Here is a 25,477-nt window from a genome sequence, read left to right on the forward strand (position 1 = left end):
CACAAGGGCGCTTTAGTTTGTTTCCGGTCTTTGTCTTTCACTCTATCCCGCTGGTACACAGGAGGGTTTCCCCCGACGTCAACACACCTCATTCGAGCACGTGGTGGAGGTTCCGGTTGGTGTTGATACTTTAATTGTATGCCGCCTCCGTATCTTCGCCAGTGCAAAAAGACGTTTTTTAGCCGCAATATTTTTGCCATCTTGCACGGTTTTTTACTGCAACTCTTCGCTACAAGCTACCTACAAATGCCGTAATTTTGCGCATCGACGATAACGTTTGCGCATCAATTGCCTGGTTTTTCATCGTCAATACAAGAAAAGGGAAAAAAGCAGCAAACTTAGGTTGAAAAAGCCGCTATGATCGCCGGATAATCGTTTGCTTTTTTTTACCACCCGTTTTGTATGCGCGGAGCTAAACGTTTGCTTTTTTGCGACGCCCCACATTGTCGCAAACCTGGAGCAGGAAGATAACGTTTCGCTGGCAGGGGATTGTCCGCCACGCATCTTGACGAAAAATAAACTCTCAGGGGATGTTTTTTATGTCTACGCCATCAGCGCGTACCGGCGGTTCACTCGACGCCTGGTTTAAAATTTCACAACGTGGAAGCACTGTCCGTCAGGAAGTGGTTGCCGGGTTAACAACGTTTCTGGCGATGGTCTACTCGGTCATCGTCGTTCCGGGCATGCTGGGTAAAGCAGGCTTCCCACCAGCAGCAGTTTTTGTTGCGACCTGTCTGGTTGCCGGAATTGGTTCTATCGCGATGGGGCTGTGGGCCAATTTGCCGCTGGCTATCGGTTGCGCTATCTCCCTGACCGCGTTTACTGCATTCAGCCTGGTGCTGGGGCAGCATATTAGCGTTCCGGTCGCGCTGGGCGCCGTGTTCCTGATGGGGGTGCTGTTTACAGTCATTTCTGCAACGGGTATCCGTAGCTGGATTTTGCGCAACTTGCCACACGGTGTGGCGCACGGTACGGGGATTGGTATCGGCCTGTTCCTGCTGCTGATTGCTGCGAATGGTGTTGGCCTGGTCATTAAAAATCCGCTCGACGGTCTGCCGGTTGCGCTGGGTGATTTCGCCACCTTCCCGGTTATTATGTCGCTGGTAGGTCTGGCGGTGATCGTCGGTCTGGAAAAACTGAAAGTGCCGGGCGGCATTCTGCTGACCATTATCGGTATCTCGATTGTGGGCCTGATCTTCGATCCTAACGTTCATTTCTCCGGCGTTTTCGCTATGCCGTCATTGAGCGATGAAAATGGTAACTCGCTGATTGGTAGCCTGGATATTATGGGCGCGCTGAATCCGGTGGTACTGCCGAGCGTACTGGCGCTGGTGATGACGGCGGTCTTTGATGCGACCGGAACCATCCGTGCAGTCGCCGGTCAGGCGAACCTGCTGGATAAAGACGGGCAGATCATTGATGGCGGCAAAGCGCTGACCACCGACTCCCTGAGCAGCGTTTTCTCAGGCCTGGTGGGGGCGGCTCCGGCCGCGGTATACATCGAGTCTGCGGCGGGTACGGCGGCGGGCGGTAAAACCGGTTTGACGGCTATCACCGTTGGCGTGCTGTTCCTGCTGATTCTGTTCCTCTCTCCGCTCTCTTACCTTGTTCCAGGTTACGCAACGGCTCCGGCGCTGATGTATGTTGGCCTGCTGATGTTGAGCAACGTGGCGAAAATCGACTTTGCCGATTTTGTCGATGCGATGGCGGGGCTGGTGACGGCGGTATTCATTGTACTGACCTGTAACATCGTGACCGGCATTATGATCGGTTTCGCTACCCTGGTTATTGGGCGTCTGGTTTCTGGCGAATGGCGTAAGCTGAACATTGGTACGGTTGTTATCGCCGCGGCACTGGTGACCTTCTACGCGGGTGGCTGGGCTATCTAATCTTTAATAAGATTCTGAAAACGGGTGGCAATGGCTGCCCGTTTTTATTTTCTCCGTACATTGTGTGAGCTTTTGCGATATTCTGAAAAAACTGAGAATTCAGGCATAACGCCTTTCTCAAACCATAAAACATCGCAAACAGGGAACGCATGGAAATCTTCTTTACCATACTGATAATGACCCTCGTGGTTTCGCTGTCCGGGGTGGTCACTCGTGTCATGCCCTTTCAGATCCCGCTTCCGCTTATGCAAATCGCCATTGGTGCGCTACTGGCGTGGCCGACGTTTGGTTTGCATGTGGAGTTTGATCCTGAACTCTTTTTAGTTTTGTTTATCCCGCCGCTGCTGTTTGCTGATGGCTGGAAAACGCCGACTCGTGAATTTCTCGAACATGGTCGGGAGATCTTCGGTCTTGCGCTGGCGCTGGTGGTAGTCACCGTAGTCGGCATTGGCTTCCTCATTTATTGGGTGGTGCCAGGCATTCCGCTAATTCCGGCCTTTGCGCTGGCGGCGGTGCTCTCTCCGACCGATGCCGTGGCGCTCTCCGGGATTGTTGGCGAAGGGCGAATACCGAAAAAAATCATGGGCATTTTGCAGGGCGAAGCGTTGATGAATGACGCCTCCGGCCTGGTGTCGCTGAAGTTTGCCGTGGCAGTCGCTATGGGGACCATGATCTTCACTGTTGGCGGTGCGACGGTCGAATTTATGAAAGTCGCGATCGGCGGTATTCTCGCGGGGTTTGTCGTGAGCTGGCTATATGGTCGCTCGCTGCGCTTCCTGAGTCGCTGGGGCGGCGATGAACCTGCGACACAGATAGTCCTGCTGTTCCTGCTGCCGTTCGCCTCTTATCTGATTGCCGAACATATTGGCGTTTCCGGTATCCTTGCGGCAGTTGCTGCCGGGATGACCATCACCCGTTCAGGCGTGATGCGCCGTGCGCCGCTGGCGATGCGTCTGCGTGCGAACAGCACCTGGGCGATGCTGGAGTTTGTCTTTAACGGCATGGTGTTCTTGCTGTTGGGCCTGCAACTGCCAGGCATTCTGGAGACGTCGCTGATGGCGGCAGAGATCGACCCGAACGTCGAAATCTGGATGCTGTTTACCGACATCATCTTGATTTACGCAGCGCTCATGCTGGTCCGTTTCGGCTGGCTGTGGACGATGAAAAAGTTCAGTAACCGCTTCCTGAAGAAGAAACCGATGGAGTTTGGTTCGTGGACCACACGAGAAATTCTTATCGCGTCTTTTGCCGGGGTTCGCGGGGCTATCACCCTGGCTGGTGTGCTCTCTATTCCGCTGCTGTTGCCGGATGGCAACGTCTTCCCGGCGCGTTATGAGCTGGTGTTCCTGGCGGCTGGCGTCATTCTCTTCTCGCTGTTTGTTGGCGTGGTGATGCTGCCTGTTCTGCTGCAACACATTGAAGTCGCAGATCATTCTCAGCAGCTGAAAGAGGAACGCATTGCGCGCGCGGCAACGGCAGAAGTGGCGATTGTGGCGATCCAGAAAATGGAAGAGCGACTGGCGGCGGACACTGAAGAGAATATCGACAACCAGCTGCTTACCGAAGTCAGCTCTCGCGTCATCGGTAACCTGCGCCGTCGCGCCGACGGCCGAAACGACGTTGAAAGTTCTGTCCAGGAAGAGAACCTGGAGCGTCGCTTCCGTCTGGCGGCGTTGCGTTCTGAACGTGCGGAGCTTTATCACCTGCGCGCCACGCGGGAGATCAGCAACGAAACGCTGCAAAAGTTGCTACACGATCTCGATCTGCTGGAAGCGTTGTTGATTGAAGAGAACCAATAACGCTTTGGCGGTGTAATCGGTAAAAAGGTGCAGTACATCGCACCTTTTTACCGTTGGTCAGGTGACCAGAGGCTAGTGGAGATTAATGCGCGCGGCCCTGCTCAACGCCAAAGCCGGTCTGTGAACGGATAAATTGCGCACGGAACAGTTCACGCTCGCGCGCCCCTTCCGCTGAATTATCGGTTGCCGAGAAGAACCAGATGCCGAGGAATGCCACGCTGATTGAGAACAGCGCCGGGTATTCGTACGGGAAGATGGCTTTTTCGTGACCGAGGATCTGTACCCAAATCGTTGGGCCGAGGATCATCAGTACTACCGCAGTAATCAGCCCTAACCAGCCGCCCATCATTGCGCCACGAGTAGTCAACTTCGACCAGTACATGGAAAGCAGAATGATTGGGAAGTTGCAGCTCGCGGCGATGGCAAACGCCAGGCCCACCATGAAGGCGATGTTCTGATTCTCAAACAGCACGCCGAGGATAATGGCAATCACGCCGAGGATCAGCACGGTGATTTTCGAGACTCGCAGCTCTTCACGTTCGGTTGCGCCTTTTTTGAAGACGTTGGCGTACAGGTCGTGAGAAACCGCGGAAGCTCCTGCCAGCGTCAGACCCGCAACTACCGCGAGGATAGTGGCGAAAGCAACCGCTGAAATAAAGCCGAGGAACAGGTTGCCGCCCACCGCATTGGCCAGGTGAACTGCCGCCATGTTGTTACCACCAATCAGATGGCCCGCCGCGTCTTTATATTCCGGATTTGCACCAACCAGCATGATTGCGCCAAAGCCGATAATAAAGGTCAGGATATAGAAGTAGCCCATAAATCCGGTGGCATAGAACACGCTCTTACGTGCTTCGCGGGCATCGCTGACCGTAAAGAAGCGCATCAGAATATGCGGCAAGCCAGCCGTACCAAACATCAGTCCAAGCCCCAGAGAGAGCGCGGAGATCGGATCTTTCACCAGTCCGCCCGGTTTCATGATGTCGACACCTTTTGGGTGTACCGCCATCGCTTCGCTGAACAGATTGTTGAAGCTAAAGCCGACGTGTTTCATCACCATAAAGGCCATAAAGCTGGCACCGAACAGCAACAGAACGGCTTTGATAATCTGTACCCAGGTGGTCGCCAGCATGCCGCCGAACAGGACGTACATCATCATCAGCACGCCGACCAGCACCACGGCAATGTGATAGTTAAGGCCAAACAGCAGCTCGATAAGTTTACCTGCGCCCACCATCTGGGCGATAAGGTAAAGCGCCACCACCACCAGAGAACCACAAGCCGAAAGAATACGAATCGGCCCTTGTTTCAGGCGGTAAGAAGCCACATCCGCAAAGGTATAGCGGCCCAGGTTACGCAGACGTTCAGCAATCAGGAACAGAATGATTGGCCAGCCCACCAGGAAGCCCAGCGAGTAGATCAGCCCGTCATAGCCGGAAGTAAACACCAGCGCGGAGATCCCCAAAAATGAGGCGGCAGACATATAGTCCCCGGCAATCGCCAGCCCGTTCTGGAAGCCAGTGATATTGCCGCCTGCGGTGTAGTAGTCATTACGAGAACGTACGCGTTTTGACGCCCAGTAGGTAATGCCGAGCGTGAACACGACGAAAATCAGGAACATAATAATCGCCTGCCAGTTTGTTGGCTGGCGCTCAACGGCCCCGCTAATAGCATCCGCGGCGTTAGCTGCGAAAGGGAGTGTGGCGGCAAGCGCCGTCAGAACTCTTTTCATGATGCTTGTACCTCATGCAGGACTTCATTATTTAGACGGTCGAATTCGCCGTTCGCCCGCCAGATGTAGATACCAGTGAGAACAAAGGAGATAACAATGACCCCAACGCCAACGGGAATACCGCGTGTAACGCTGGTGTTCGGATTCAGCGGGGTGCCCAGCCAGCCGGGCGCAAAGGCGATCAGTAAAATAAAGCTGATATAAACTGCCAGCATAATAATCGACAGGATGGTGGCAAACCGTTGCCGTTTTTCGACTAACTCCCTGAAATGCGCATTGTCTTCTATCCGCTGATAAATCGTACCATTCATCACAGATTCTCCAGAGGTAATGTAGGGATTGTTTTAATTCCCGCTCCCTTATGGGAGAAGGTTAACGCCCAGGTAAACCTTGCCAAATGTAGGCCGGATAAGGCGTTTACGCCGCATCCGGCAATCAATGCCTGATGCGACGCTGTCGCGTCTTATCAGGCCTACAGCCGTTGCCAGATGTGGGCCGGATAAGGCGTTACGCCGTATCCGGCAACCAGCGCCTGATGCGCCGCTGACGCGTCTTATCAGGCCTACAGCCGTTGCCAAATGTAGGCCGGATAAGGTGCTTGCACCGCATCCGGCAATCAATGCCTGATGCGCCGCTGTCGCGTCTTATCAGGCCTACAACTGTTGCCGAATGTAGGCCGGATAAGGCGTTTACGCCGCATCCGGCAATCAGCGCCTGATGCGCCGCTGTCGCGTCTTATCAGGCCTACAGCCGTTGCCGAATGTAGGCCGGATAAGGCGTTTACGCCGCATCCGGCAATCAACGCCTGATGCGCCGCGGTCGCGTCTTATCAGGCCTACAAACCGTTACCGACTCGCATCGGGCAATTGTGGGTTACGATGGCATCGCGATAGCCTGCTTCTCTTCAAGCAGCTTCTCGACCACGCCAGGATCGGCAAGCGTCGAGGTATCGCCCAGGTTGCTGGTATCGCCCGCCGCAATTTTACGCAGAATACGGCGCATAATTTTGCCGGAGCGGGTTTTAGGCAGGGAGTCGGTCCAGTGCAGCACGTCTGGCGTCGCCAGCGGGCCAATCTCTTTACGCACCCAGTTGCGGACTTCTGCGTACAGTTCTGGTGACGGTTCCTCCCCGTGATTAAGCGTGACGTAGGCGTAGATCGCCTGACCTTTAATATTGTGCGGAATACCGACCACAGCGGCTTCGGCAATTTTCGGATGCGCCACCAGCGCCGACTCAATCTCTGCCGTCCCCAGACGGTGACCAGAGACGTTCAGCACGTCGTCCACGCGCCCGGTGATCCAGTAATAGCCATCTTCATCGCGACGCGCGCCGTCGCCGCTGAAATACATATTTTTGAAGGTGGAGAAGTAGGTCTGTTCAAAACGTTCGTGATCGCCAAACAGCGTACGCGCCTGACCCGGCCAGGAGTCGGTGATCACCAGACTGCCTTCAGCGGCACCTTCTTGTGGATTACCTTCGTTATCCACCAGCGCCGGTTGTACGCCGAAGAACGGACGCGTCGCCGAACCGGCTTTCAGCTCGGTAGCGCCAGGCAGTGGCGTGATCATGAAACCGCCAGTTTCGGTCTGCCACCAGGTGTCGACCACCGGGCATTTCTCATTGCCGATCTTCTTCCAGTACCACTCCCACGCTTCCGGGTTAATTGGCTCGCCCACGGAACCGAGGATACGTAGCGACGAACGGTCGGTGCCTTCAATCGCTTTATCGCCTTCCGCCATCAGCGCGCGAATCGCCGTTGGCGCGGTGTAAAGAATATTGACCTGATGCTTATCCACCACCTGCGCCATACGGGCAGGCGTCGGCCAGTTCGGCACGCCTTCAAACATCAGCGTGGTCGCGCCGCAGGCCAGCGGGCCGTACAGCAAATAACTGTGTCCGGTAACCCAGCCCACATCAGCGGTACACCAGTAGATATCGCCCGAATGATAATCAAAGACATATTTAAAGGTCAGCGCCGCGTACACCAGATAACCGCCGGTAGTGTGCAGCACGCCTTTCGGCTTACCGGTAGAACCGGAGGTATAGAGAATAAACAGCGGATCTTCGGCGTTCATCTCTTCCGCCTGGTGCTGATCGCTGGCTTGCTCAACCAGGTCGTGCCACCACAGGTCGCGCCCTTCCTGCCAGTCAATTTTCCCGCCAGTACGCTTCAGTACCACCACATGTTCAATGCTGGTGACGTTCGGGTTTTTCAGCGCGTCATCAACGTTTTTCTTCAGCGGAATGCTGCGCCCGGCGCGCACACCTTCGTCGGAAGTGATCACCAACCGTGAGTTAGAATCGATGATGCGTCCGGCAACGGCTTCCGGCGAGAAGCCGCCGAAAATTACCGAATGCACCGCGCCAATGCGGGCGCAGGCCAGCATCGCGACTGCGGCTTCCGGCACCATCGGCATATAAATCGCGACTACGTCACCTTTTTTAATGCCCAGCTCGAGCAGGGTATTGGCGAAGCGGCAGACGTCGCGGTGCAGCTCTTTATAGCTGATATGTTTGCTCTGACTGGCGTCATCGCCTTCCCAGATAATAGCGGTACGATCGCCGTTTTCTTGCAAATGGCGGTCAAGGCAGTTTGCCGCCAGATTCAGCGTGCCGTCTTCGTACCATTTAATCGAGACATTACCGGGGGCAAAGGAGGTGTTTTTCACCTTCTGGTACGGTTTGATCCAGTCGAGAATTTTTCCCTGTTCGCCCCAAAAGGTATCTGGTGCGTTAATTGATTGTTGGTACATCGCCTCGTACTGCTGAGGGCTTATCAGGCAATGGTCTGCGATGTTGGCAGGAATGGTGTGTTTGTGTATTTGGCTCATGCTTTTGTTCTCCTTGTAGGATGTTAATAATATGTGTCATAAGCGTTAAATGTAGGGGTATTGGCAGTTTTGTTTAGTATTTGGGCGGCAGATCACGCAAAAGTAGAATTGTGCAAATAAACGACAGGATTATTTTTGAAGGACAGCAACAAAAATTGGCATTTTCTTTCTGGAACATGCAGTTATGCATGTGTTTGAAATGGAGGAAATTATCGACTAACTCTAAAGTGGTATTTCACATGCACTTACAATTGATTAAAGACAACATTCACAGTGTGGTTATTTGTTACACATAGGGGCGAGCAATGTCATGACAGTGTATGTGCGGTTACTGTCATGAAAAAACAATAAAAACTGCCATTGCCTCAATGGCAAAATTTGGATAAAGCCCCTATGACAAGGATAAAAATAAACGCACGCCGTATCTTCAGCTTGTTGATTCCTTTTTTCTTTTTCACTTCTGTTCACGCTGAACAAACGGCCGCTCCCGCGAAACCTGTAACTGTGGAAGCGAAGAATGAAACCTTTGCCCCACAGCATCCCGATCAATATCTCTCCTGGAAAGCTACCTCGGAACAGTCAGAGCGTGTTGACGCGCTGGCGGAAGATCCACGGCTGGTGATCCTGTGGGCGGGGTATCCCTTCTCGCGCGATTACAACAAGCCGCGTGGACATGCTTTTGCTGTGACCGATGTGCGTGAAACCCTGCGTACCGGTGCGCCGAAAAACGCCGAAGATGGTCCGCTACCGATGGCATGCTGGAGTTGTAAAAGCCCGGATGTGGCGCGCCTGATCCAGAAAGACGGCGAAGATGGCTACTTCCACGGTAAATGGGCGCGCGGCGGCCCGGAAATCGTCAACAACTTAGGTTGTGCCGACTGCCATAACACCGCCTCACCAGAGTTCGCCAAAGGTAAGCCGGAGTTAACCCTTTCCCGTCCATATGCGGCGCGTGCAATGGAAGCCATTGGCAAACCTTTTGAGAAAGCTGGACGTTTCGACCAGCAGTCGATGGTTTGCGGTCAGTGTCATGTGGAGTATTACTTCGACGGCAAAAACAAAGCCGTTAAATTCCCGTGGGATGACGGCATGAAAGTCGAAAATATGGAGCAGTATTACGACAAAATTGCCTTCTCTGACTGGACTAACTCCCTGTCGAAAACGCCAATGCTGAAAGCGCAGCACCCGGAATATGAAACCTGGACAGCGGGCATTCACGGCAAAAACAACGTGACCTGTATCGACTGCCATATGCCAAAAGTGCAGAACGCCGAAGGCAAACTCTACACCGACCATAAAATTGGTAATCCGTTTGATAACTTCGCCCAGACTTGTGCGAACTGCCATACCCAGGACAAAGCCGCCTTGCAAAAAGTGGTCGCGGAACGTAAGCAGTCGATTAACGACCTGAAAATCAAGGTTGAAGATCAACTGGTTCACGCTCACTTCGAAGCGAAAGCTGCACTGGATGCAGGCGCGACGGAAGCCGAAATGAAGCCGATTCAGGACGATATCCGTCATGCCCAGTGGCGTTGGGATCTGGCGATCGCTTCCCACGGCATTCATATGCACGCACCGGAAGAAGGTCTGCGGATGCTCGGTACTGCGATGGATAAAGCGGCGGATGCACGCACCAAACTGGCGCGTCTGCTGGCGACCAAAGGCATCACCCATGAAATCCAGATCCCGGATATCTCGACCAAAGAGAAAGCCCAGCAGGCCATTGGCCTGAACATGGAACAAATCAAGGCCGAGAAGCAGGACTTCATCAAAACGGTGATCCCGCAGTGGGAAGAACAGGCACGTAAAAACGGTCTGTTAAGCCAATAACCCCGTTCCGCCTCGCAAGGGGCGGAAAACACAATGGAGTGAATATGAGCGTATTACGTTCGTTATTAACTGCCGGGGTGCTGGCGTCGGGCCTGTTGTGGAGCCTGAACGGAATTACCGCTACCCCTGCGGCGCAGGCATCTGGTGATCGCTACGAAGTTACCCAGCAGCGTAACCCGGATGCCGCCTGTCTGGACTGTCATAAACCAGATACCGAAGGTATGCATGGCAAACATGCTTCCGTTATCAACCCGAATAACAAACTGCCGGTCACCTGCACCAACTGTCACGGCCAGCCATCACCGCAACACCGTGAAGGGGTGAAAGATGTGATGCGCTTTAACGAGCCGATGTACAAGGTTGGTGAGCAGAACAGTGTTTGTATGTCCTGCCATCTGCCGGAACAGTTGCAAAAAGCGTTCTGGCCGCACGATGTTCACGTAACCAAAGTGGCGTGCGCCAGCTGCCATTCCCTGCATCCACAGCAAGATACGATGCAGACGTTAAGTGACAAAGGACGGATTAAGATTTGCGTCGATTGCCACAGCGATCAGCGCACCAATCCGAACTTTAACCCGGCGTCTGTTCCGTTGCTTAAGGAGCAGCCATGACCTGGTCACGTCGCCAGTTTCTCACCGGCGTCGGCGTGCTGGCAGCCGTCAGCGGCACCGCAGGGCGCGTGGTGGCGAAAACGTTGAATATCAATGGGGTGCGTTACGGCATGGTGCATGACGAGTCGTTATGTATCGGCTGTACCGCCTGTATGGATGCTTGTCGGGAAGTGAACAAGGTGCCGGAAGGTGTGTCGCGCCTGACGATTATTCGTAGCGAGCCGCAGGGCGAATTTCCTGATGTGAAATATCGCTTCTTCCGTAAGTCTTGTCAGCACTGCGATCATGCGCCGTGCGTTGACGTCTGCCCGACCGGTGCGTCTTTTCGCGATGCCGCCAGTGGGATTGTCGATGTTAATCCGGATCTCTGCGTCGGTTGTCAGTATTGCATCGCCGCCTGTCCGTACCGCGTGCGCTTTATCCATCCGGTCACGAAGACAGCGGACAAATGCGATTTCTGCCGCAAGACTAATTTGCAGGCCGGTAAGTTACCCGCGTGCGTTGAAGCTTGCCCGACGAAGGCGCTGACGTTTGGCAATCTGGACGATCCCAACAGTGAGATTTCACAACTGCTGCGCCAGAAGCCCACTTACCGCTACAAGCTGGCGCTGGGAACCAAACCGAAGCTGTACCGCGTACCGTTTAAATACGGGGAGGTGAGCCAATGACGCAGACTTCCGCATTTCATTTTGAATCGCTGGTGTGGGACTGGCCGATTGCCATCTACCTGTTTTTGATTGGTATTTCTGCCGGTCTGGTGACGTTGGCCGTGCTGTTACGTCGCGTCTACCCGCAGGCGGGCGGTGCAGACAGTACGTTGCTGCGCACCACGCTGATTGTCGGGCCTGGCGCGGTGATCCTCGGTCTGTTGATCCTCGTCTTCCACCTGACAAAGCCGTGGACCTTCTGGAAGCTGATGTTCCACTACAGTTTTACCTCGGTGATGTCGATGGGGGTGATGCTGTTTCAGCTCTACATGGTGGTGCTGGCGCTGTGGCTGGCGAAAATCTTTGAACATGATTTGCTTGCCCTGCAACAACGCTGGTTGCCGAAGCTGGGGATCGTGCAAAAGGTTCTGAGCCTGCTGACGCCCGTTCATCGCGGACTGGAAACATTGATGCTGGTGTTGGCGGTGCTGCTGGGGGCTTATACCGGTTTTCTGCTGTCGGCGCTGAAATCGTATCCGTTCCTCAATAATCCGATCCTGCCAGTGCTGTTCCTCTTCTCCGGCATCTCGTCCGGTGCGGCGGTGGCGCTGATCGCCATGGCGATACGCCAACGCAGTAACCCGCATTCCACGGAAGCGCACTTTGTACACCGTATGGAAATCCCTGTGGTATGGGGCGAAATCTTCCTGCTGGTGGCGTTTTTTGTCGGTCTGGCGCTGGGCGATGACGGTAAAGTGCGTGCGCTGGTGGCGGCATTGGGCGGCGGTTTCTGGACGTGGTGGTTCTGGCTTGGTGTCGCCGGGCTGGGGCTGATTGTGCCAATGTTGCTCAAACCGTGGGTCAATCGCAGTTCCGGCATTCCTGCCGTGCTGGCGGCGTGTGGGGCCAGCCTGGTCGGCGTGTTGATGCTGCGCTTTTTCATTCTCTACGCCGGACAGTTGACGGTGGCGTAAGCCAGAACAGAGGTGGTTTCTGGACGTATTCCTTCCTGAAGTCGGTTTTCTGGCGTTGTTGTTAAGTCTCGGGGTCAATGTGTTGACTCCGTTGACGGCCTTCGCGGGAGTGCGGTTGCGCTGGCCTGCCATGATGCGACTCACTTGCATCGGCATTCTGGCGCAGTTCGCGCTCCTGCTGCTCTCCTTTGGCGTACTGACGTATTGTTTTCTCATCAGTGATTTCTCGGTCATTTATGTCGCCCAACATAGCTACAGCCTGCTGTCGTGGGATCTCAAACTGGCGGCGGTGTGGGGCGGTCATGAAGGTTCGTTGCTACTTTGGGTGCTGTTGCTTTCCGCCTGGAGCGCGCTGTTTGCCTGGCATTATCGGCAGCAAACCGATCCGCTATTTCCGCTGACGCTAGCCGTTTTATCTCTCATGCTCGCCGCGCTGCTACTGTTTGTGGTGCTGTGGTCCGACCCTTTCGTGCGGATATTCCCCCCAGCAATCGAAGGCCGCGATCTCAATCCGATGCTGCAACATCCCGGTCTTATCTTTCATCCACCGCTGCTTTACCTTGGCTATGGCGGTTTGATGGTGGCGGCGAGCGTGGCGCTGGCGAGTTTACTGCGCGGCGAGTTTGATGCGGCCAGCGCCCGAATTTGCTGGCGTTGGGCGTTACCTGGCTGGAGCGCATTAACGGCGGGGATCATCCTCGGTTCCTGGTGGGCCTACTGCGAACTCGGCTGGGGCGGCTGGTGGTTCTGGGATCCGGTGGAAAACGCCTCTTTATTACCCTGGCTTTCTGCAACCGCGCTGCTGCACAGTTTGTCCCTGACTCGCCAGCGGGGGATTTTCCGTCACTGGTCGCTGCTGCTGGCGATAGTTACTCTGATGCTGTCGCTGCTGGGCACTTTAATTGTCCGTTCTGGCATTCTGGTTTCGGTTCATGCGTTCGCGCTGGATAACGTCCGCGCCGTGCCGTTGTTCAGCCTGTTTGCGCTGATTAGCCTTGCGTCTCTGGCTCTGTATGGCTGGCGAGCGCGGGACGGTGGCCCGGCGGTGCGTTTTTCGGTGTTATCGCGGGAAATGTTAATCCTCGCTACGCTGTTGCTGTTTTGCGCAGTGCTACTGATCGTGCTGGTGGGAACGCTTTATCCGATGATTTACGGCCTGCTGGGCTGGGGACGCCTCTCCGTTGGCGCACCGTATTTTAACCGCGCGACGTTACCGTTTGGTCTGTTGATGCTGGTGGTGATTGTGCTGGCGACGTTTATCTCTGGCAAACGCGCGCAGCTTCCGGCGCTGGTCGCTCATGCGGGCGTGCTGTTATTTGCCGCGGGGATCGTGGTCTCCAGCGTCAGCCGTCAGGAGATCAGCCTGAATTTACAGCCGGGTCAGCAGGTGACGCTGGCAGGATACACCTTCCGTTTTGAGCGCCTCGATCTGCAAGCCAAAGGCAATTACACCAGCGAAAAAGCGATAGTGGCACTGTTTGACCATCAGCAACGTATTGGTGAATTAACGCCGGAGCGGCGTTTTTACGAAGCTCGTCGTCAGCAAATGATGGAGCCGTCAATTCGCTGGAACGGCATCCATGACTGGTATGCGGTCATGGGTGAAAAAACCGGAGCGGATCGTTACGCTTTTCGTTTGTATGTACAAAGCGGTGTGCGCTGGATCTGGGGGGGAGGGTTGTTGATGATTGCAGGCGCATTGTTAAGCGGATGGCGGGGGAGGAAGCGCGATGAATAAAGGGCTTCTCACGCTACTGCTGTTATTTACCTGTTTTGCGCGCGCTCAGGTCGTAGACACCTGGCAATTCGCCAATCCGCAACAACAGCAACAGGCGTTAAATATTGCCAGCCAGTTACGTTGTCCGCAGTGCCAGAATCAAAACTTACTGGAATCCAACGCGCCGGTGGCAGTCAGTATGCGCCATCAGGTTTACAGCATGGTGGAAGAGGGGAAAAGTGAAGTCGAAATCATTGGCTGGATGACCGAACGCTACGGAGATTTTGTTCGCTATAACCCACCGTTAACGGGTCAGACGCTGGTGTTGTGGGCGCTGCCAGTGGTGTTGTTACTGCTGATGGCACTGATCCTCTGGCGAGTGAGGGCGAAGCGATGAAACAGTCACAAATACCGGTGAAAATGCTGACAACACTCACGATTTTGATGGTATTTCTCTGTATCGGCAGTTATCTGTTAAGCCCAAAATGGCAGGCGGTACGTGCGGAGTATCAGCGTCAGCGCGATCCGCTGCATCAGTTTGCCAGCCAGCAAACCCCGGAAGCGCAGCTTCAGGCATTGCAGGATAAAATCCGCGCTAATCCACAAAACAGCGAACAGTGGGCGTTACTGGGCGAGTACTATCTGTGGCAAAACGATTACAGTAATTCGCTGCTGGCGTACCGTCAGGCGTTGCAACTACGTGGTGAGAACGCTGAACTGTATGCGGCGCTGGCGACGGTGCTTTATTACCAGGCCAGCCAGCATATGACCGCCCAGACTCGCGCAATGATCGACAAAGCCCTCGCGCTGGACAGTAATGAAATCACCGCCCTGATGCTGCTGGCTTCAGATGCGTTTATGCAGGCGAACTACGCGCAAGCCATCGAACTATGGCAAAAAGTGATGGATCTCAACTCACCGCGAGTTAACCGAACACAGCTGGTTGAGTCGATTAATATGGCAAAACTGCTACAGCGGCGATCGGATTAATCATCCGGCGTTGGAGATTATGTCATTGAGCTGCATAAAAAATAATCGAATGAACATATGCCAAAAATAATCACTAATCAGTATTATTGCAGATTAAACAAATAAAAATCTTTCCATAACAAATGGTTATTCATTAATCCTGCCATAAACTCGCGTTATTATGCATTAATGCAGCGAAAAGCTCTGTTGTTAAAGGGTTGCGCAACATACCGCGCAAATGATACTGATCATAAGCGTTAAAAAAATCTACAAACCAACGCAACACAATTCATGCCCTGGCAGTATGTCACGTTCTCGCGTTTCTGAACGGGGAACGGCGCTCCATTGAGGAAGTCATTCATATGAAAAATATAAAATTCAGCCTGGCCTGGCAGATTCTGTTTGCTATGGTGCTGGGCATTCTCCTGGGAAGCTACCTGCACTACCATAGCGACAGTCGCGACTGGCTGGTCGTCAATTTGCTCTCTCCAGCGGGTGATATCTTCATCCACCTGATCAAAATGATTGTTGTGCCGATTGTAATTTCCACGCTGGTGGTGGGTATCGCAGGTGTCGGCGACGCCAAACAGCTCGGGCGAATTGGTGCGAAAACCATTATCTACTTCGAGGTGATCACCACCATCGCTATCATTTTGGGGATCACTCTGGCGAACGTCTTCCAGCCCGGTGCCGGGGTGGATATGTCGCAGCTGGCGACCGTCGATATCTCGAAATATCAGAGCACTACGGAAGCAGTCCAAAGCAGTTCCCACGGCATTATGGGCACGATTTTGTCGCTGGTGCCGACGAACATTGTGGCGTCGATGGCGAAAGGCGAAATGCTGCCAATCATCTTCTTCTCGGTACTGTTTGGTTTGGGGCTTTCCTCCCTGCCTGCGTTGCATCGTGAACCGCTGGTGACCGTGTTCCGCTCCATCTCTGAAACCATGTTTAAAGTGACGCACATGGTGATGCGCTATGCCCCAGTGGGTGTGTTTGCGCTGATTGCGGTGACGGTGGCTAACTTTGGTTTCTCTTCTCTGTGGCCACTGGCGAAACTGGTGCTGCTGGTGCATTTCGCCATTCTGTTCTTCGCGCTGGTAGTGCTGGGAATTGTGGCGCGCCTGTGCGGGTTAAGTGTCTGGATCCTGATTCGTATTCTGAAAGATGAGCTGATTCTGGCGTACTCCACTGCCAGCTCAGAAAGCGTACTGCCGCGAATTATTGAGAAGATGGAAGCCTACGGCGCCCCGGCATCGATCACCAGTTTCGTGGTGCCGACCGGTTACTCTTTTAACCTTGATGGTTCGACGCTGTATCAAAGTATTGCCGCTATTTTCATCGCGCAGTTGTATGGTATTGACCTGTCCATCTGGCAGGAAATCATTCTGGTGCTGACGCTGATGGTGACCTCGAAAGGGATTGCTGGCGTGCCGGGCGTGTCGTTTGTGGTGTTGCTGGCAACGCTGGGTAGCGTAGGCATTCCGCTGGAAGGTCTGGCGTTTATTGCCGGTGTTGACCGTATCCTCGACATGGCGCGTACCGCGCTGAACGTGGTAGGTAATGCGCTGGCGGTGCTGGTGATTGCCAAGTGGGAACACAAATTTGACCACAAAAAAGCGATGGCCTACGAGCGTGAAGTGCTGGGCAAATTTGATAAGACTGCGGATCAGTAATTGAAGATTGCCGGGGACATCCACCCGGCAATGTGTGGATGCCTGATGCGACGCTTGCCGCGTTTTATCAGGCCTACGCCAGACAGCGCAATAGCCTGATTTAGCGTGATTTTGTAGGTCGGATAAGGCGTTTACGCCGCATCCGACATCAATGCCTGATGCGACACTTGCCGCGTCTTATCAGGCCTACTCCAGACAGCGCAAAAGCCTGAATTAGCGTGATTTTTGTAGGTCGGATAAGGCGTTTACGCCGCATCCGACATCAACGCCTGATGCGACGCTTGCCGCGTCTTATCAGACCTACGCCAGACAGCGCAATAGCCTGATTTAGCGTGATTTTGTAGGTCGGATAAGGCGTTTACGCCGCATCCGACATCAACGCCTGATGCGACGCTGCCGCGTCTTATCAGGCCTACGCCAGACTGCGCAATAGCCTGATTTAGCGTGATTTTGTAGGTCGGATAAGGCGTTTACGCCGCATCCGACATCAATGCCTGATGCGACGCTGCCGCGTCTTATCAGGCCTACGCCAGACAGCGCAATAGACTGATTTAGCGTGATTTTGTAGGTCGGATAAGGCGTTTACGCCGCATCCGACATCAATGCCTGATGCGACGCTTACCGCGTCTTATCAGGCCTACGCCAGACTGCGCAATAGCCTGATTTGGCGTGATTTTGTAGGTCGGATAAGGCGTTTACGCCGCATCCGACACCAACGCCTGATGCGACGATTACCGCGTTTTATCAGGGCTACCTTAACCATTGGTTAATTTTTCAAACTCTTCACACCCGGTATCAAACCCTTCCATACAGCTCAGGTTCAACCAGTGCAGCGCCTTCTGTTTGTTCTTCTCGATAAAACCTTCTTCACCGTTTAAGAACATCATTCCTGCCCAGTACTCGGAATAACCGGTACGGGAAATCGCAGAGCTACGCTTGAAATACCAGGTCGCTTTCTCATCATCGGCCTTAATGCCTATGCCGTTGGCGTAAATCAAACCAAGCAGCATCTGGGCATCGACGGCGGAGTCGTTCTCCAGATCTTCCGAGGCGTTTTCTAACAGCGAAATCGCCTTCGGATAATCCGGTTTACCTGCCTGAGTATTCACCAGAATATGTGCCAGCGTCACTTCACCTTCTTTACTGCCCGCTTGCGCTGCTTTTTCGGCGAGAATTTTTGCTTGTGGATAGTCCAGACTGACCGGATTGGTGATTTTAATCTGCGCCAGCAGCGCGCAGGCATCGGCATCACCACTGTCGGCGGCTTTCTGTGCCCAATATTCGGCTTTGCTCAAATCGCCGGAGCTAAACCAGCTGTCGGCAAGAAAATATTGTGCGCGTCTGTCTCCGGCCTCTGCCGCCTTTACATACTGGCTGCCAGGCTCGGAGTCATTCGCGTGGGCAAAGAATGTCAAAAACAACATCAATGCGATAATTTTTTTCATTTTGATAATACGATTGGGTAGGGTGTATCCAGTATAAAGAGTTCGAATGGATAAAAAAACAGCCTCCCAGAGGAGGCTGTAGGAGGGACTTATTTACGCCAGTGCCGCTTCGCGTAGGCGAGTTTTCAACTTGTTGTACTCGTCAATCACGTACTGCTCGGCGGCGCGCTGATCGGCGATCGGCTCGACGCGCACGGCGCAGTATTTGTACTCCGGCGTTTTGGTAATTGGGCTTAAGTTCTCGGTAACCAGCTCGTTACAGGCGCCAATCCACCACTGGTAGGTCATGTAAATCGCCCCTTTGTTAGGACGATCGCTGACCTGCGCACGGGTGATAATTTTGCCTTTACGCGAGTGCACCCAAACCAATGCCTCATCTTCAATACCCAGACGTTTGGCGTCTTCGGTATTGATTTGTGCGTAGCCAGGTTCATCAGCCAGCGCCGCCAGTGCCGCACAGTTACCGGTCATCGAACGGCAAGAGTAGTGGCCAACTTCACGCACCGTTGACAGTACCATCGGGTACTCGTCGGTGAGTTTGTCGATTGGCGCTACCCAGTCGCAGGTGAAGAACTGCGCCAGACCGTTCGGGGTATCAAACTTCTCTTTAAACAGATAAGAAGTCCCCTGATCGGCATCTGACGTATCGCGGCAAGGCCACTGAATGAAGCCCAGTTCGCCCATTTTCTCGTAAGTCGCACCGTAGAAATCCGGGCACAGATGACGCAACTCGTCCCAGATCTCCTGGGTGTTGTTGTAGTGCATCGGATAACCCATACGGGTGGCGATTTCACTGATAATCTGCCAGTCCGTTTTCAGATCCCACTTCGGTTCAACCGCCTTGAAGAAACGCTGGAAGCCACGGTCAGCCGCAGTATAGACACCTTCATGCTCGCCCCACGACGTTGACGGTAAAATGACATCCGCCGCCGACGCGGTTTTGGTCATAAAGATGTCCTGAACGATGACCAGTTCCAGATCTTCAAAGGCTTTACGTACTGCCGACAGTTCCGCATCCGTTTGCAGCGGATCTTCGCCCATAATGTACGCGGCACGCACTTCGCCATGCGCTGCGCGGTGCGGCAGCTCGCTGATGCGATAGCCGGTATGAGCAGGCAGGCTTTCCACGCCCCAGGCTTTGGCGAATTTCTCGCGGTTAGCCGGATCTTTCACGTACTGGTATCCCGGATACGTATCCGGCAGCGCGCCCATATCACAGGCGCCCTGCACGTTGTTCTGACCACGAACCGGGTTAACGCCCGCATGCGGCTTACCGAGGTTACCGGTCAGCATCGCGAGGCTGGTCAGAGAACGCACGGTTTCCACGCCCTGATAGAACTGGGTCACACCCATGCCCCACAGAATAGATGCGCTTTCCGCCTGGGCATACATCCGCGCCGCCTGACGAATCTCACTGGCGCTAACGCCGGTGATATCTTCAACCGACTCCGGCGTGTAGCCTTCAACGATTTTACGATACTCTTCAAAGCCTTCCGTACGGGAAGCGACGAACGCTTTGTCGTACAGATTTTCTTCAATAATGACATGACCCATCGCATTCAACAGCGCGATGTTCGAGCCGTTTTTCAATGCGATGTGCATGTCAGCAATGCGCGCGGTTTCAATTTTGCGCGGATCGCAGACGATAATTTTCGCCCCGTTACGTTTAGCGTTAATCACGTGATTCGCCACGATAGGGTGGGAATCCGCCGGGTTGTACCCGAAAACGAACACTAAATCGGTATTATCAATTTCGTTAATGGCATTGCTCATTGCGCCGTTACCGACCGATTGGTGCAGACCTGCAACCGATGGGCCGTGTCAGACGCGAGCGCAGCAGTCAACGTTATTGGTACCAATAACGGCGCGCGCAAATTTTTGCATTACATAGTTGGTTTCGTTACCCGTACCACGCGAGGAGCCTGTCGTCTGGATGGCATCCGGACCGTACTTCTCTTTGATGGCGCTCAGGCGCTCGGCAACGTAATTCAGTGCCTCATCCCAGGAAACAGGTTCGAGTTTGCCGCCACGCTGGCGACGGATCATGGGGGTTTTCAGGCGCGGGGTCAGGATCTGGGTATCGTTAATAAAATCCCAGCCATAATAACCCTTCAGACACAGAGTACCCTGGTTGGTTTTCCCCTGCGCTGCCTCCGCCCGGACGATTTTGCCGTTATCGACGACCAGGTTGATTTTGCAACCTGATGCACAATAGGGGCAAACCGTGACGACTTTTTTCATCAGTCTCGCTCCAGTTAATCAAATCACGCATACGCGCTCTCGACCACAGTATGCATCTTTTATGCCACATTTTATTTGAGGCTATTCCCTGATATTACGGGCACTATTTATTCAAAACTCTGACGAAAAACAGGCTGTCGTCAGTTTTGACGTGACGAAACGAAATACCGCGTGACAGCCATCACGCGGCAGACATTTTATTTTTTCTCAACGACGGGAGCCGCCTGATACCCGCCGCCCAGCGATTTCATCAACTGAATACTTTGAATCACCCGGCGGCTGTCCAGCATCAGTAATGACATCTCTTCGGAAAGCACCGGCAACTGAGCTTCGGTGGCCAGTAAGCGGCTGGTTAGACCGCGTTGGTAGGCGGCGTCGGCGGCACGCTGGGTGAAGCGGGTTGCTTCTACGCGTTCTGCCTGCATCTCCCGCTCGTCGTTGAGCGTTTGCAGACGTGTGCCATTGACTGCAACGTCGCGCACCGCGTTCAGTACTGACTGGTTGTAACGTTCAATCATCATGTTGCTGGCGGCGCGAGTGCCTTCGAGATTGGCATTCAACCGTCCACCGTCAAACAGCGGCAATTTCAGACCCGGGATGAAGTTGAACTGGCGACTGGTTTTTTTGAATAAGGTATCCAGGTGGATGGAGTCCAGACCGAAAAACGCTTTGATATCAAAGCTCGGATAGAACAACGCCCGCGCGGAATCTACCTGATCTAATGACGCCTGAACATACCAGCGCATGGCTTGCAGATCCGGGCGTCTGGCGAGCAACTCATAAGAGAGCGTCGCCGGAATGCCAGTCTGTACTTGCGGTAATGCCACCGGCTTGATCTCCGGCATATCGCTGGCCCCCGCGCCAATCAATGCGCGCAGAGATTCTCGCGTTTCGGTGATTTGCCCTTTGACGGCAGCAATTTGTTTATCGACCGCCAGAATCTGTGCCCGCGCGCCGTGGAAAGGCACTTGCGCTTCCAGGCCGTGCGCCACTTTGCTCTGGTGCGCTCTCACCGCGTAATCAATCACATCGCGAGTTTGCTCTAACAGATCAAGCATCTGATAGCTGGCCTGCATACTGTAATAAAGCTGCGCTACGCCCGTGGTCAGCGATAGCTCTACTGCTGCGGTTTCTGCCAGCGCGGCATTATGCGCGCCAATAGCGGCGGCAACCGCCGAGCGATGTACACCCCAGAAATCGAGATCCAGTCCGGCAAACAAACCTACTGTGGCTTCCGTATAGTATGGCCCGTCCATACCCAGTGCTGGCGCATCCATTGAATAAGGGCTTAAAAAACCGTTCGCCGAGACACGTTGGCGGTTGAGCATCCCTAACGCCGCCACCTGCAATTGTGAACCGGCATCTAACAGGTCGGCCTGTGATTGCGCTTTTTCTTCCCGCAGTTTCGCTTCAGCAAGCGTGTGTGAACCTTGCAGTGTACGCTGGATCAGGGCATCCAGTTGCGGATCGTTAAATTGTTTCCACCACTGCGCCTGCGGCCAGCCGGAACTGGCCAGATGAATATCATCGGCCAGTTTGATTTGTTCCGGTTTGAGCTGTTGATGAGGTGCAGAATCCTTACGTACCAGGGCGCAGCCGGAAATCAGCGTCGTGCTGCCGAGAATGCTGTACAACAGCAGGCGTGAAAGTTGACGATTGATCATTGCGTGGCTCCTTGTGCCTGTTCCGTGGCGGGCGTTAATGCCGGGCCTGTCCAGTCTGGCAAGCGGGCGAAAAGCTGGCAGACGTGTTGCTCCTGTTTTAATAAGGTCGGCAGGATGGCCTGCGAGGCGGGTGTTTCTTCAAGCGTTATTTGAGGAGAACGGCTGAGTGCGGTTGCCAGACCGGCGGCGTATTTCTCCAGTGCGTCGGCAAACTGGCCAGCTCTGTCCGGCTGTAGTGCGTTATCCAGCGCCTGCGCCGAGTTCCAGGTCGCATCCCAGGCGTGAAGAATGTCGCGTCCCTGACGAATAACCGTTTGCGAACGTTCAATCAGTAATGCGCGTTCTTCGCTGTCCAGTTGACGTTCCAGCGCTACGCGTTGGCACATCTCTTCACAGGCATTAAACGCCGCATGCAGACCTATGCGAATTTGCAGATAAGTGCGCAGAGCCGTGGCTTCCTGCTGGCGTGGGATTCGCATTACTTTACTTAACATACCCAGCGCGCCAGCCAGTTTTTGCGGCAGTGTGCGCGCTTCACTTTCAGGCCAGACAAAGGTGTAAATCACCGCGGACACCACGGTACCAATGATGATACCCAGGGCGCGATCGCGAATTTCCACCAGGTCGTACACCGGGCCAAAAACGTTTTCGAGCGTGGCGAGCGCGAAGGTGACCACCATCTGTGTGCCGATATAAGAAGAGCGTTCAGAGCTGGTGGCAATCCATGCGCCCAACAGGAAAATCGGTGCCAGCACAAACAGCAATTCGACAATATTGTCCAGCCAGGGCATGACCAGTAGCGTGAATAACAGCGCCAGAATCGCGCCGCAAAAAGCCCCGCCAAAACGCAGCACCATCTTCTGGTACGACGAACCGACGTTCGGGTTAGCGACGATCACGCAGGTCAGCATACAGGTGTGAATGCCTTCCCAGTCGACGCCGCTGTAGAAGGTGTAACAGATCAAACAGGCGAGCAGCGTTTTTACCGCGTAGCGAATATAGTCTGGATTGGTAAAAGCATCGGCGACCATTGACGGCGGTTTGGCTGCGGGCGTTGGCGGCGTATTCGGGTCCATCTGACCCAGTTGCAACAACGTCTGGCAGATATTCTCCAGGTTACATTCCCGTGCTGCCATCGCTTCACTTTCACTGATCCGCCAGTCGCTTTGCCAGCACCGACCTTCGGCAATGGCATGTTGCAGTTTGTTGATTTCTGAGGCTAATTTTTGCCGAAATTCAATGATTGCCTGAGAATCAGCAAAAGAGGTGGGATCGTAGCGATTCAGCGTCGAGTAAATGTAGGTTACCGTTGCCACGCAGCTTTGCCACCATGCGCTTTGAGTTCGCCAGTTGGCATCGTCCGCGAGACAAAAGACATTGAGTTTTTGCAGCGCCAGCGCCTCTCTTTCAATCCGCGTTTCGGGTAGCGGTGCGAGGCTGTCCGTCAGGTGATTAATGGCATCATCAAGCCGATCATTAAGCGCCTGATGCATTTGCGTGATGGCACGACTGGGAAACCACAGCACGCCGATTAACGTCATCAATAACGTCGGGTAGAGGCCGACAACAATACACCACAGCGTTAAGCGCACGACCACTTCCGGATAGTCGAGCATGGCGGGGAAGGTTTGCCCGTAAATAGCGACAATGGCAACGGCGAAAAAGACCAGCCCCAGCCGATGGGTGCGCATCAAAAACATGCAGCCCATCAGGATCGGTCCGGCGATGATCAATCGGATCAACGGTTCGCCGTATGACCATTTGTAGATCAAAAACAGGCTGGCGATCTCCAGCACCGTGGCGACCACAAATAAGATCGCCACAAATTTGGTGTAAAACGCATTCGACTGAATACCGTAAAACAGCACTGCCAGCGATAACGCCACAAAAGGGATCTCAAAAGTCATCGAGATCAGAATCACCAGCAGGCAGCCTACCCAGAGTTGCACGGTCTGCGGCACGCGGCCAGGTCGCCGCTCGCTTAACTCTTCATGAAAGAACGCCAGCAGCCTGACCACCGGTAATGGCAGGGAGTTGAGCGCGCTCATTATTGCGGCTCAAGATTAGCGACTGCCGAAGCGCCGATGCGGAACATTTCCGGGTCAGGTTTATCAACCATGATTTTGACCGGAAAACGCTGGGCAACGCGGACCCAGTTAATAGATCGTGACACTTTCGGCAGGCCGCCCAGCACCAGGCCGCCGTCATCCGGTAGCACGCCGTAGCCAATCGAATCCACTTTACCCTCGAAGGTTTTGCCGCTGTCGCTCATCAGGCGAATCGTTGCGGGTGTACCTGAGCGAATATTTTTCAGATCGGTTTCGCGGAAGTTGGCGATCACGTACCAGTGACGAGTGTCGATTAGGGTGAAAATAGGGCGCATGGCAGAAGCAAATTGCCCAACCGAGGTTTTGAGGGAAATGACCCGGCCATCAAACGGCGCGCGAACGGTCGCCATTTCCAGATGCAGTTTGGTCAGGGCAATATCCGCTTCGACAGCCGCTCGTTGGGCGACCAGTGCATCGACGCCGCTGACGGCGCTGGCGGCTGACTGCGCCTGTAACAATACGGCATTAAGATCCGCTTCTGCGGCGCGCTGCGCCGTTCTTGCACGGTCAACGTCTTCCGCTGAGACAAAACCTTCTTTCAGTAATGGCTCGGTGCGGCGTAATGTATCGCTGGCCTGTTTTGCAGCGGCACGGGCTTTTTCTACCGTGGCATTAACCGAGTCGGCACCAAACTGTTGCGCGTCAACGCTACGCTGGGTGAGCATAATTTGCTTATCCAGCGCTGCGAGGGAGGCTTCGGCTTTCGCCAGATTGGCCTCGTATGGGCGCGGGTCGATGCGGAACAGCAAATCGCCCTGTTTGACTGCCTGGTTGTCGGTGACCGCCAGTTCTACAATGCGACCGCTGACTTCCGGCACCACATCAATGGTATCTGCTGACGCGTAAGCGTCATTAGTTGATGGCGCACTGTCTACGCGCCAGATAACGAAAACAAGGGCAACCAGCGCCAACGCAACCACTAACAGAGCAGGGAATTTACTGCGAGGAGCTTTTTTCGGCGTACTTTCCATGAGCGCGTCTCAAATAGATTAGAAAAATGCCAGCCAGAACAGCATGGCGTAGAGAGCAAAAAGGGCGGTATAAATAATTCCGACAAATGCCAGATTGATATTTGCCCGCTGAATAATTCGCCTCGTGATGAGCGTCAAAATAAGGCTGGCAATGGCGCAGAAAAACCAGCTGGGATAATAAGCGCCGATCACCGGGATTGCCGGAGATAATGAGCATCCCGAAACCATGAGGACGGGAACTATCCAGGCTGTTTTTTTGAGGTGCATCGCCATGCGAGAGAGAACTGTTGGCATATTAAATACATCCTGTCTGCTGCGAACAATATCTGTAGTGAATATCAATATCCATTGAAGGCGTCAGTATGGCTATTT

The 25,477-nt window shown here is 54.0% G+C and carries 19 protein-coding genes; 10 read left to right on the forward strand and 9 right to left on the reverse strand.

From position 1 onward, the window contains the following. Positions 1-539: 539 nt before the first annotated feature. Together ghxP and D9736_RS12930 are read left to right on the forward strand one after the other, a co-directional pair. The gene (gene ghxP / locus D9736_RS12925; RefSeq protein ID WP_130205830.1) at positions 540-1,889 is read left to right on the forward strand and encodes a guanine/hypoxanthine transporter GhxP; all 1,350 of its coding nucleotides are present in this window, start codon (positions 540-542) and stop codon (positions 1,887-1,889) included. A 149-nt stretch (positions 1,890-2,038) separates the two neighbouring features. Continuing rightward, a complete protein-coding gene (locus D9736_RS12930; RefSeq protein WP_130205832.1) occupies positions 2,039-3,688 on the forward strand; it encodes a Na+/H+ antiporter in 1,650 nt (549 codons plus the stop codon). Between the two features lie 82 nt (positions 3,689-3,770). On the opposite strand, the gene actP is transcribed toward D9736_RS12930, so the two are convergent. The 3 genes from actP to acs all read right to left on the reverse strand — a co-directional run bounded on the left by actP (position 3,771) and on the right by acs (position 8,252). Beyond that, entirely contained in the window at positions 3,771-5,420 is a 1,650-nt protein-coding gene (actP, locus tag D9736_RS12935) for a cation/acetate symporter ActP (RefSeq protein ID WP_000832550.1), read from the reverse strand. Next, positions 5,417-5,731, reverse strand: a complete 315-nt coding sequence (locus D9736_RS12940; RefSeq protein WP_001337746.1) for a DUF485 domain-containing protein — start codon at positions 5,729-5,731, stop codon at positions 5,417-5,419. Before D9736_RS12940 ends, actP begins: the two co-directional genes overlap by 4 nt. Positions 5,732-6,293: 562 nt before the next feature. After that, on the reverse strand, positions 6,294-8,252 hold the full coding sequence (acs, locus tag D9736_RS12945) for an acetate--CoA ligase (RefSeq protein WP_130258462.1): 1,959 nt from the start codon (positions 8,250-8,252) through the stop codon (positions 6,294-6,296). Positions 8,253-8,645: 393 nt separating this feature from the next. Between acs and nrfA the strand changes: the two genes are divergently transcribed. The 8 genes from nrfA (at position 8,646) to gltP (ending at position 16,676) form a co-directional block, all read left to right on the forward strand. After that, on the forward strand, positions 8,646-10,082 hold the full coding sequence (nrfA, locus tag D9736_RS12955; RefSeq protein ID WP_000196875.1) for an ammonia-forming nitrite reductase cytochrome c552 subunit: 1,437 nt from the start codon (positions 8,646-8,648) through the stop codon (positions 10,080-10,082). 44 nt (positions 10,083-10,126) lie between these two features. Then, the gene (gene nrfB, locus D9736_RS12960; protein WP_001296647.1) at positions 10,127-10,693 is read left to right on the forward strand and encodes a cytochrome c nitrite reductase pentaheme subunit; all 567 of its coding nucleotides are present in this window, start codon (positions 10,127-10,129) and stop codon (positions 10,691-10,693) included. Continuing rightward, positions 10,690-11,361: a cytochrome c nitrite reductase Fe-S protein gene (gene nrfC / locus D9736_RS12965; protein WP_000220281.1), complete on the forward strand. Its 672-nt coding sequence runs from the start codon at positions 10,690-10,692 to the stop codon at positions 11,359-11,361. Before nrfB ends, nrfC begins: the two co-directional genes overlap by 4 nt. Continuing rightward, positions 11,358-12,314 (forward strand): cytochrome c nitrite reductase subunit NrfD, encoded by a 957-nt coding sequence (gene nrfD / locus D9736_RS12970; protein ID WP_130258463.1) that lies wholly within the window; start codon positions 11,358-11,360, stop codon positions 12,312-12,314. Before nrfC ends, nrfD begins: the two co-directional genes overlap by 4 nt. Positions 12,315-12,333: 19 nt before the next feature. Then, positions 12,334-14,052: a heme lyase CcmF/NrfE family subunit gene (locus D9736_RS12975; RefSeq protein ID WP_130258464.1), complete on the forward strand. Its 1,719-nt coding sequence runs from the start codon at positions 12,334-12,336 to the stop codon at positions 14,050-14,052. Beyond that, positions 14,045-14,428: a heme lyase NrfEFG subunit NrfF gene (gene nrfF / locus D9736_RS12980; RefSeq protein ID WP_001032547.1), complete on the forward strand. Its 384-nt coding sequence runs from the start codon at positions 14,045-14,047 to the stop codon at positions 14,426-14,428. Before D9736_RS12975 ends, nrfF begins: the two co-directional genes overlap by 8 nt. Then, positions 14,425-15,021 (forward strand): heme lyase NrfEFG subunit NrfG, encoded by a 597-nt coding sequence (nrfG, locus tag D9736_RS12985; RefSeq protein ID WP_130258465.1) that lies wholly within the window; start codon positions 14,425-14,427, stop codon positions 15,019-15,021. Before nrfF ends, nrfG begins: the two co-directional genes overlap by 4 nt. Positions 15,022-15,362: 341 nt before the next feature. Next, positions 15,363-16,676, forward strand: a complete 1,314-nt coding sequence (gltP, locus tag D9736_RS12990; protein ID WP_130218549.1) for a glutamate/aspartate:proton symporter GltP — start codon at positions 15,363-15,365, stop codon at positions 16,674-16,676. A 755-nt stretch (positions 16,677-17,431) separates the two neighbouring features. On the opposite strand, the gene yjcO is transcribed toward gltP, so the two are convergent. From yjcO to D9736_RS13020, 6 genes are all read right to left on the reverse strand, one after another. After that, complete coding sequence (gene yjcO, locus D9736_RS12995; RefSeq protein ID WP_064525643.1) at positions 17,432-18,121, reverse strand: Sel1 family TPR-like repeat protein YjcO; 690 nt, start codon at positions 18,119-18,121, stop codon at positions 17,432-17,434. Positions 18,122-18,214: 93 nt separating this feature from the next. Further along, complete coding sequence (gene fdhF / locus D9736_RS13000; protein ID WP_077629246.1) at positions 18,215-20,362, reverse strand: formate dehydrogenase subunit alpha; 2,148 nt, start codon at positions 20,360-20,362, stop codon at positions 18,215-18,217. 197 nt (positions 20,363-20,559) lie between these two features. Beyond that, entirely contained in the window at positions 20,560-22,026 is a 1,467-nt protein-coding gene (gene mdtP, locus D9736_RS13005) for a multidrug efflux transporter outer membrane subunit MdtP (protein ID WP_130258466.1), read from the reverse strand. Beyond that, a complete protein-coding gene (gene mdtO, locus D9736_RS13010; RefSeq protein WP_130258467.1) occupies positions 22,023-24,074 on the reverse strand; it encodes a multidrug efflux transporter permease subunit MdtO in 2,052 nt (683 codons plus the stop codon). Before mdtO ends, mdtP begins: the two co-directional genes overlap by 4 nt. Then, positions 24,074-25,105 carry a multidrug efflux transporter periplasmic adaptor subunit MdtN gene (gene mdtN, locus D9736_RS13015; RefSeq protein ID WP_000446360.1) on the reverse strand — a complete coding sequence of 344 codons (1,032 nt, stop codon included), beginning with the start codon at positions 25,103-25,105 and terminating at the stop codon, positions 24,074-24,076. The genes mdtO and mdtN overlap by 1 nt, the downstream gene beginning before the upstream one ends. An 18-nt stretch (positions 25,106-25,123) precedes the next feature. Next, complete coding sequence (locus D9736_RS13020) at positions 25,124-25,399, reverse strand: YtcA family lipoprotein (RefSeq protein WP_130258468.1); 276 nt, start codon at positions 25,397-25,399, stop codon at positions 25,124-25,126. Between the last annotated feature and the right edge of the window lie 78 nt (positions 25,400-25,477).

Origin of the sequence: Escherichia sp. E10V10 (assembly GCF_004211985.1) — a bacterium.
Taxonomy (GTDB): Bacteria; Pseudomonadota; Gammaproteobacteria; order Enterobacterales; family Enterobacteriaceae; genus Escherichia.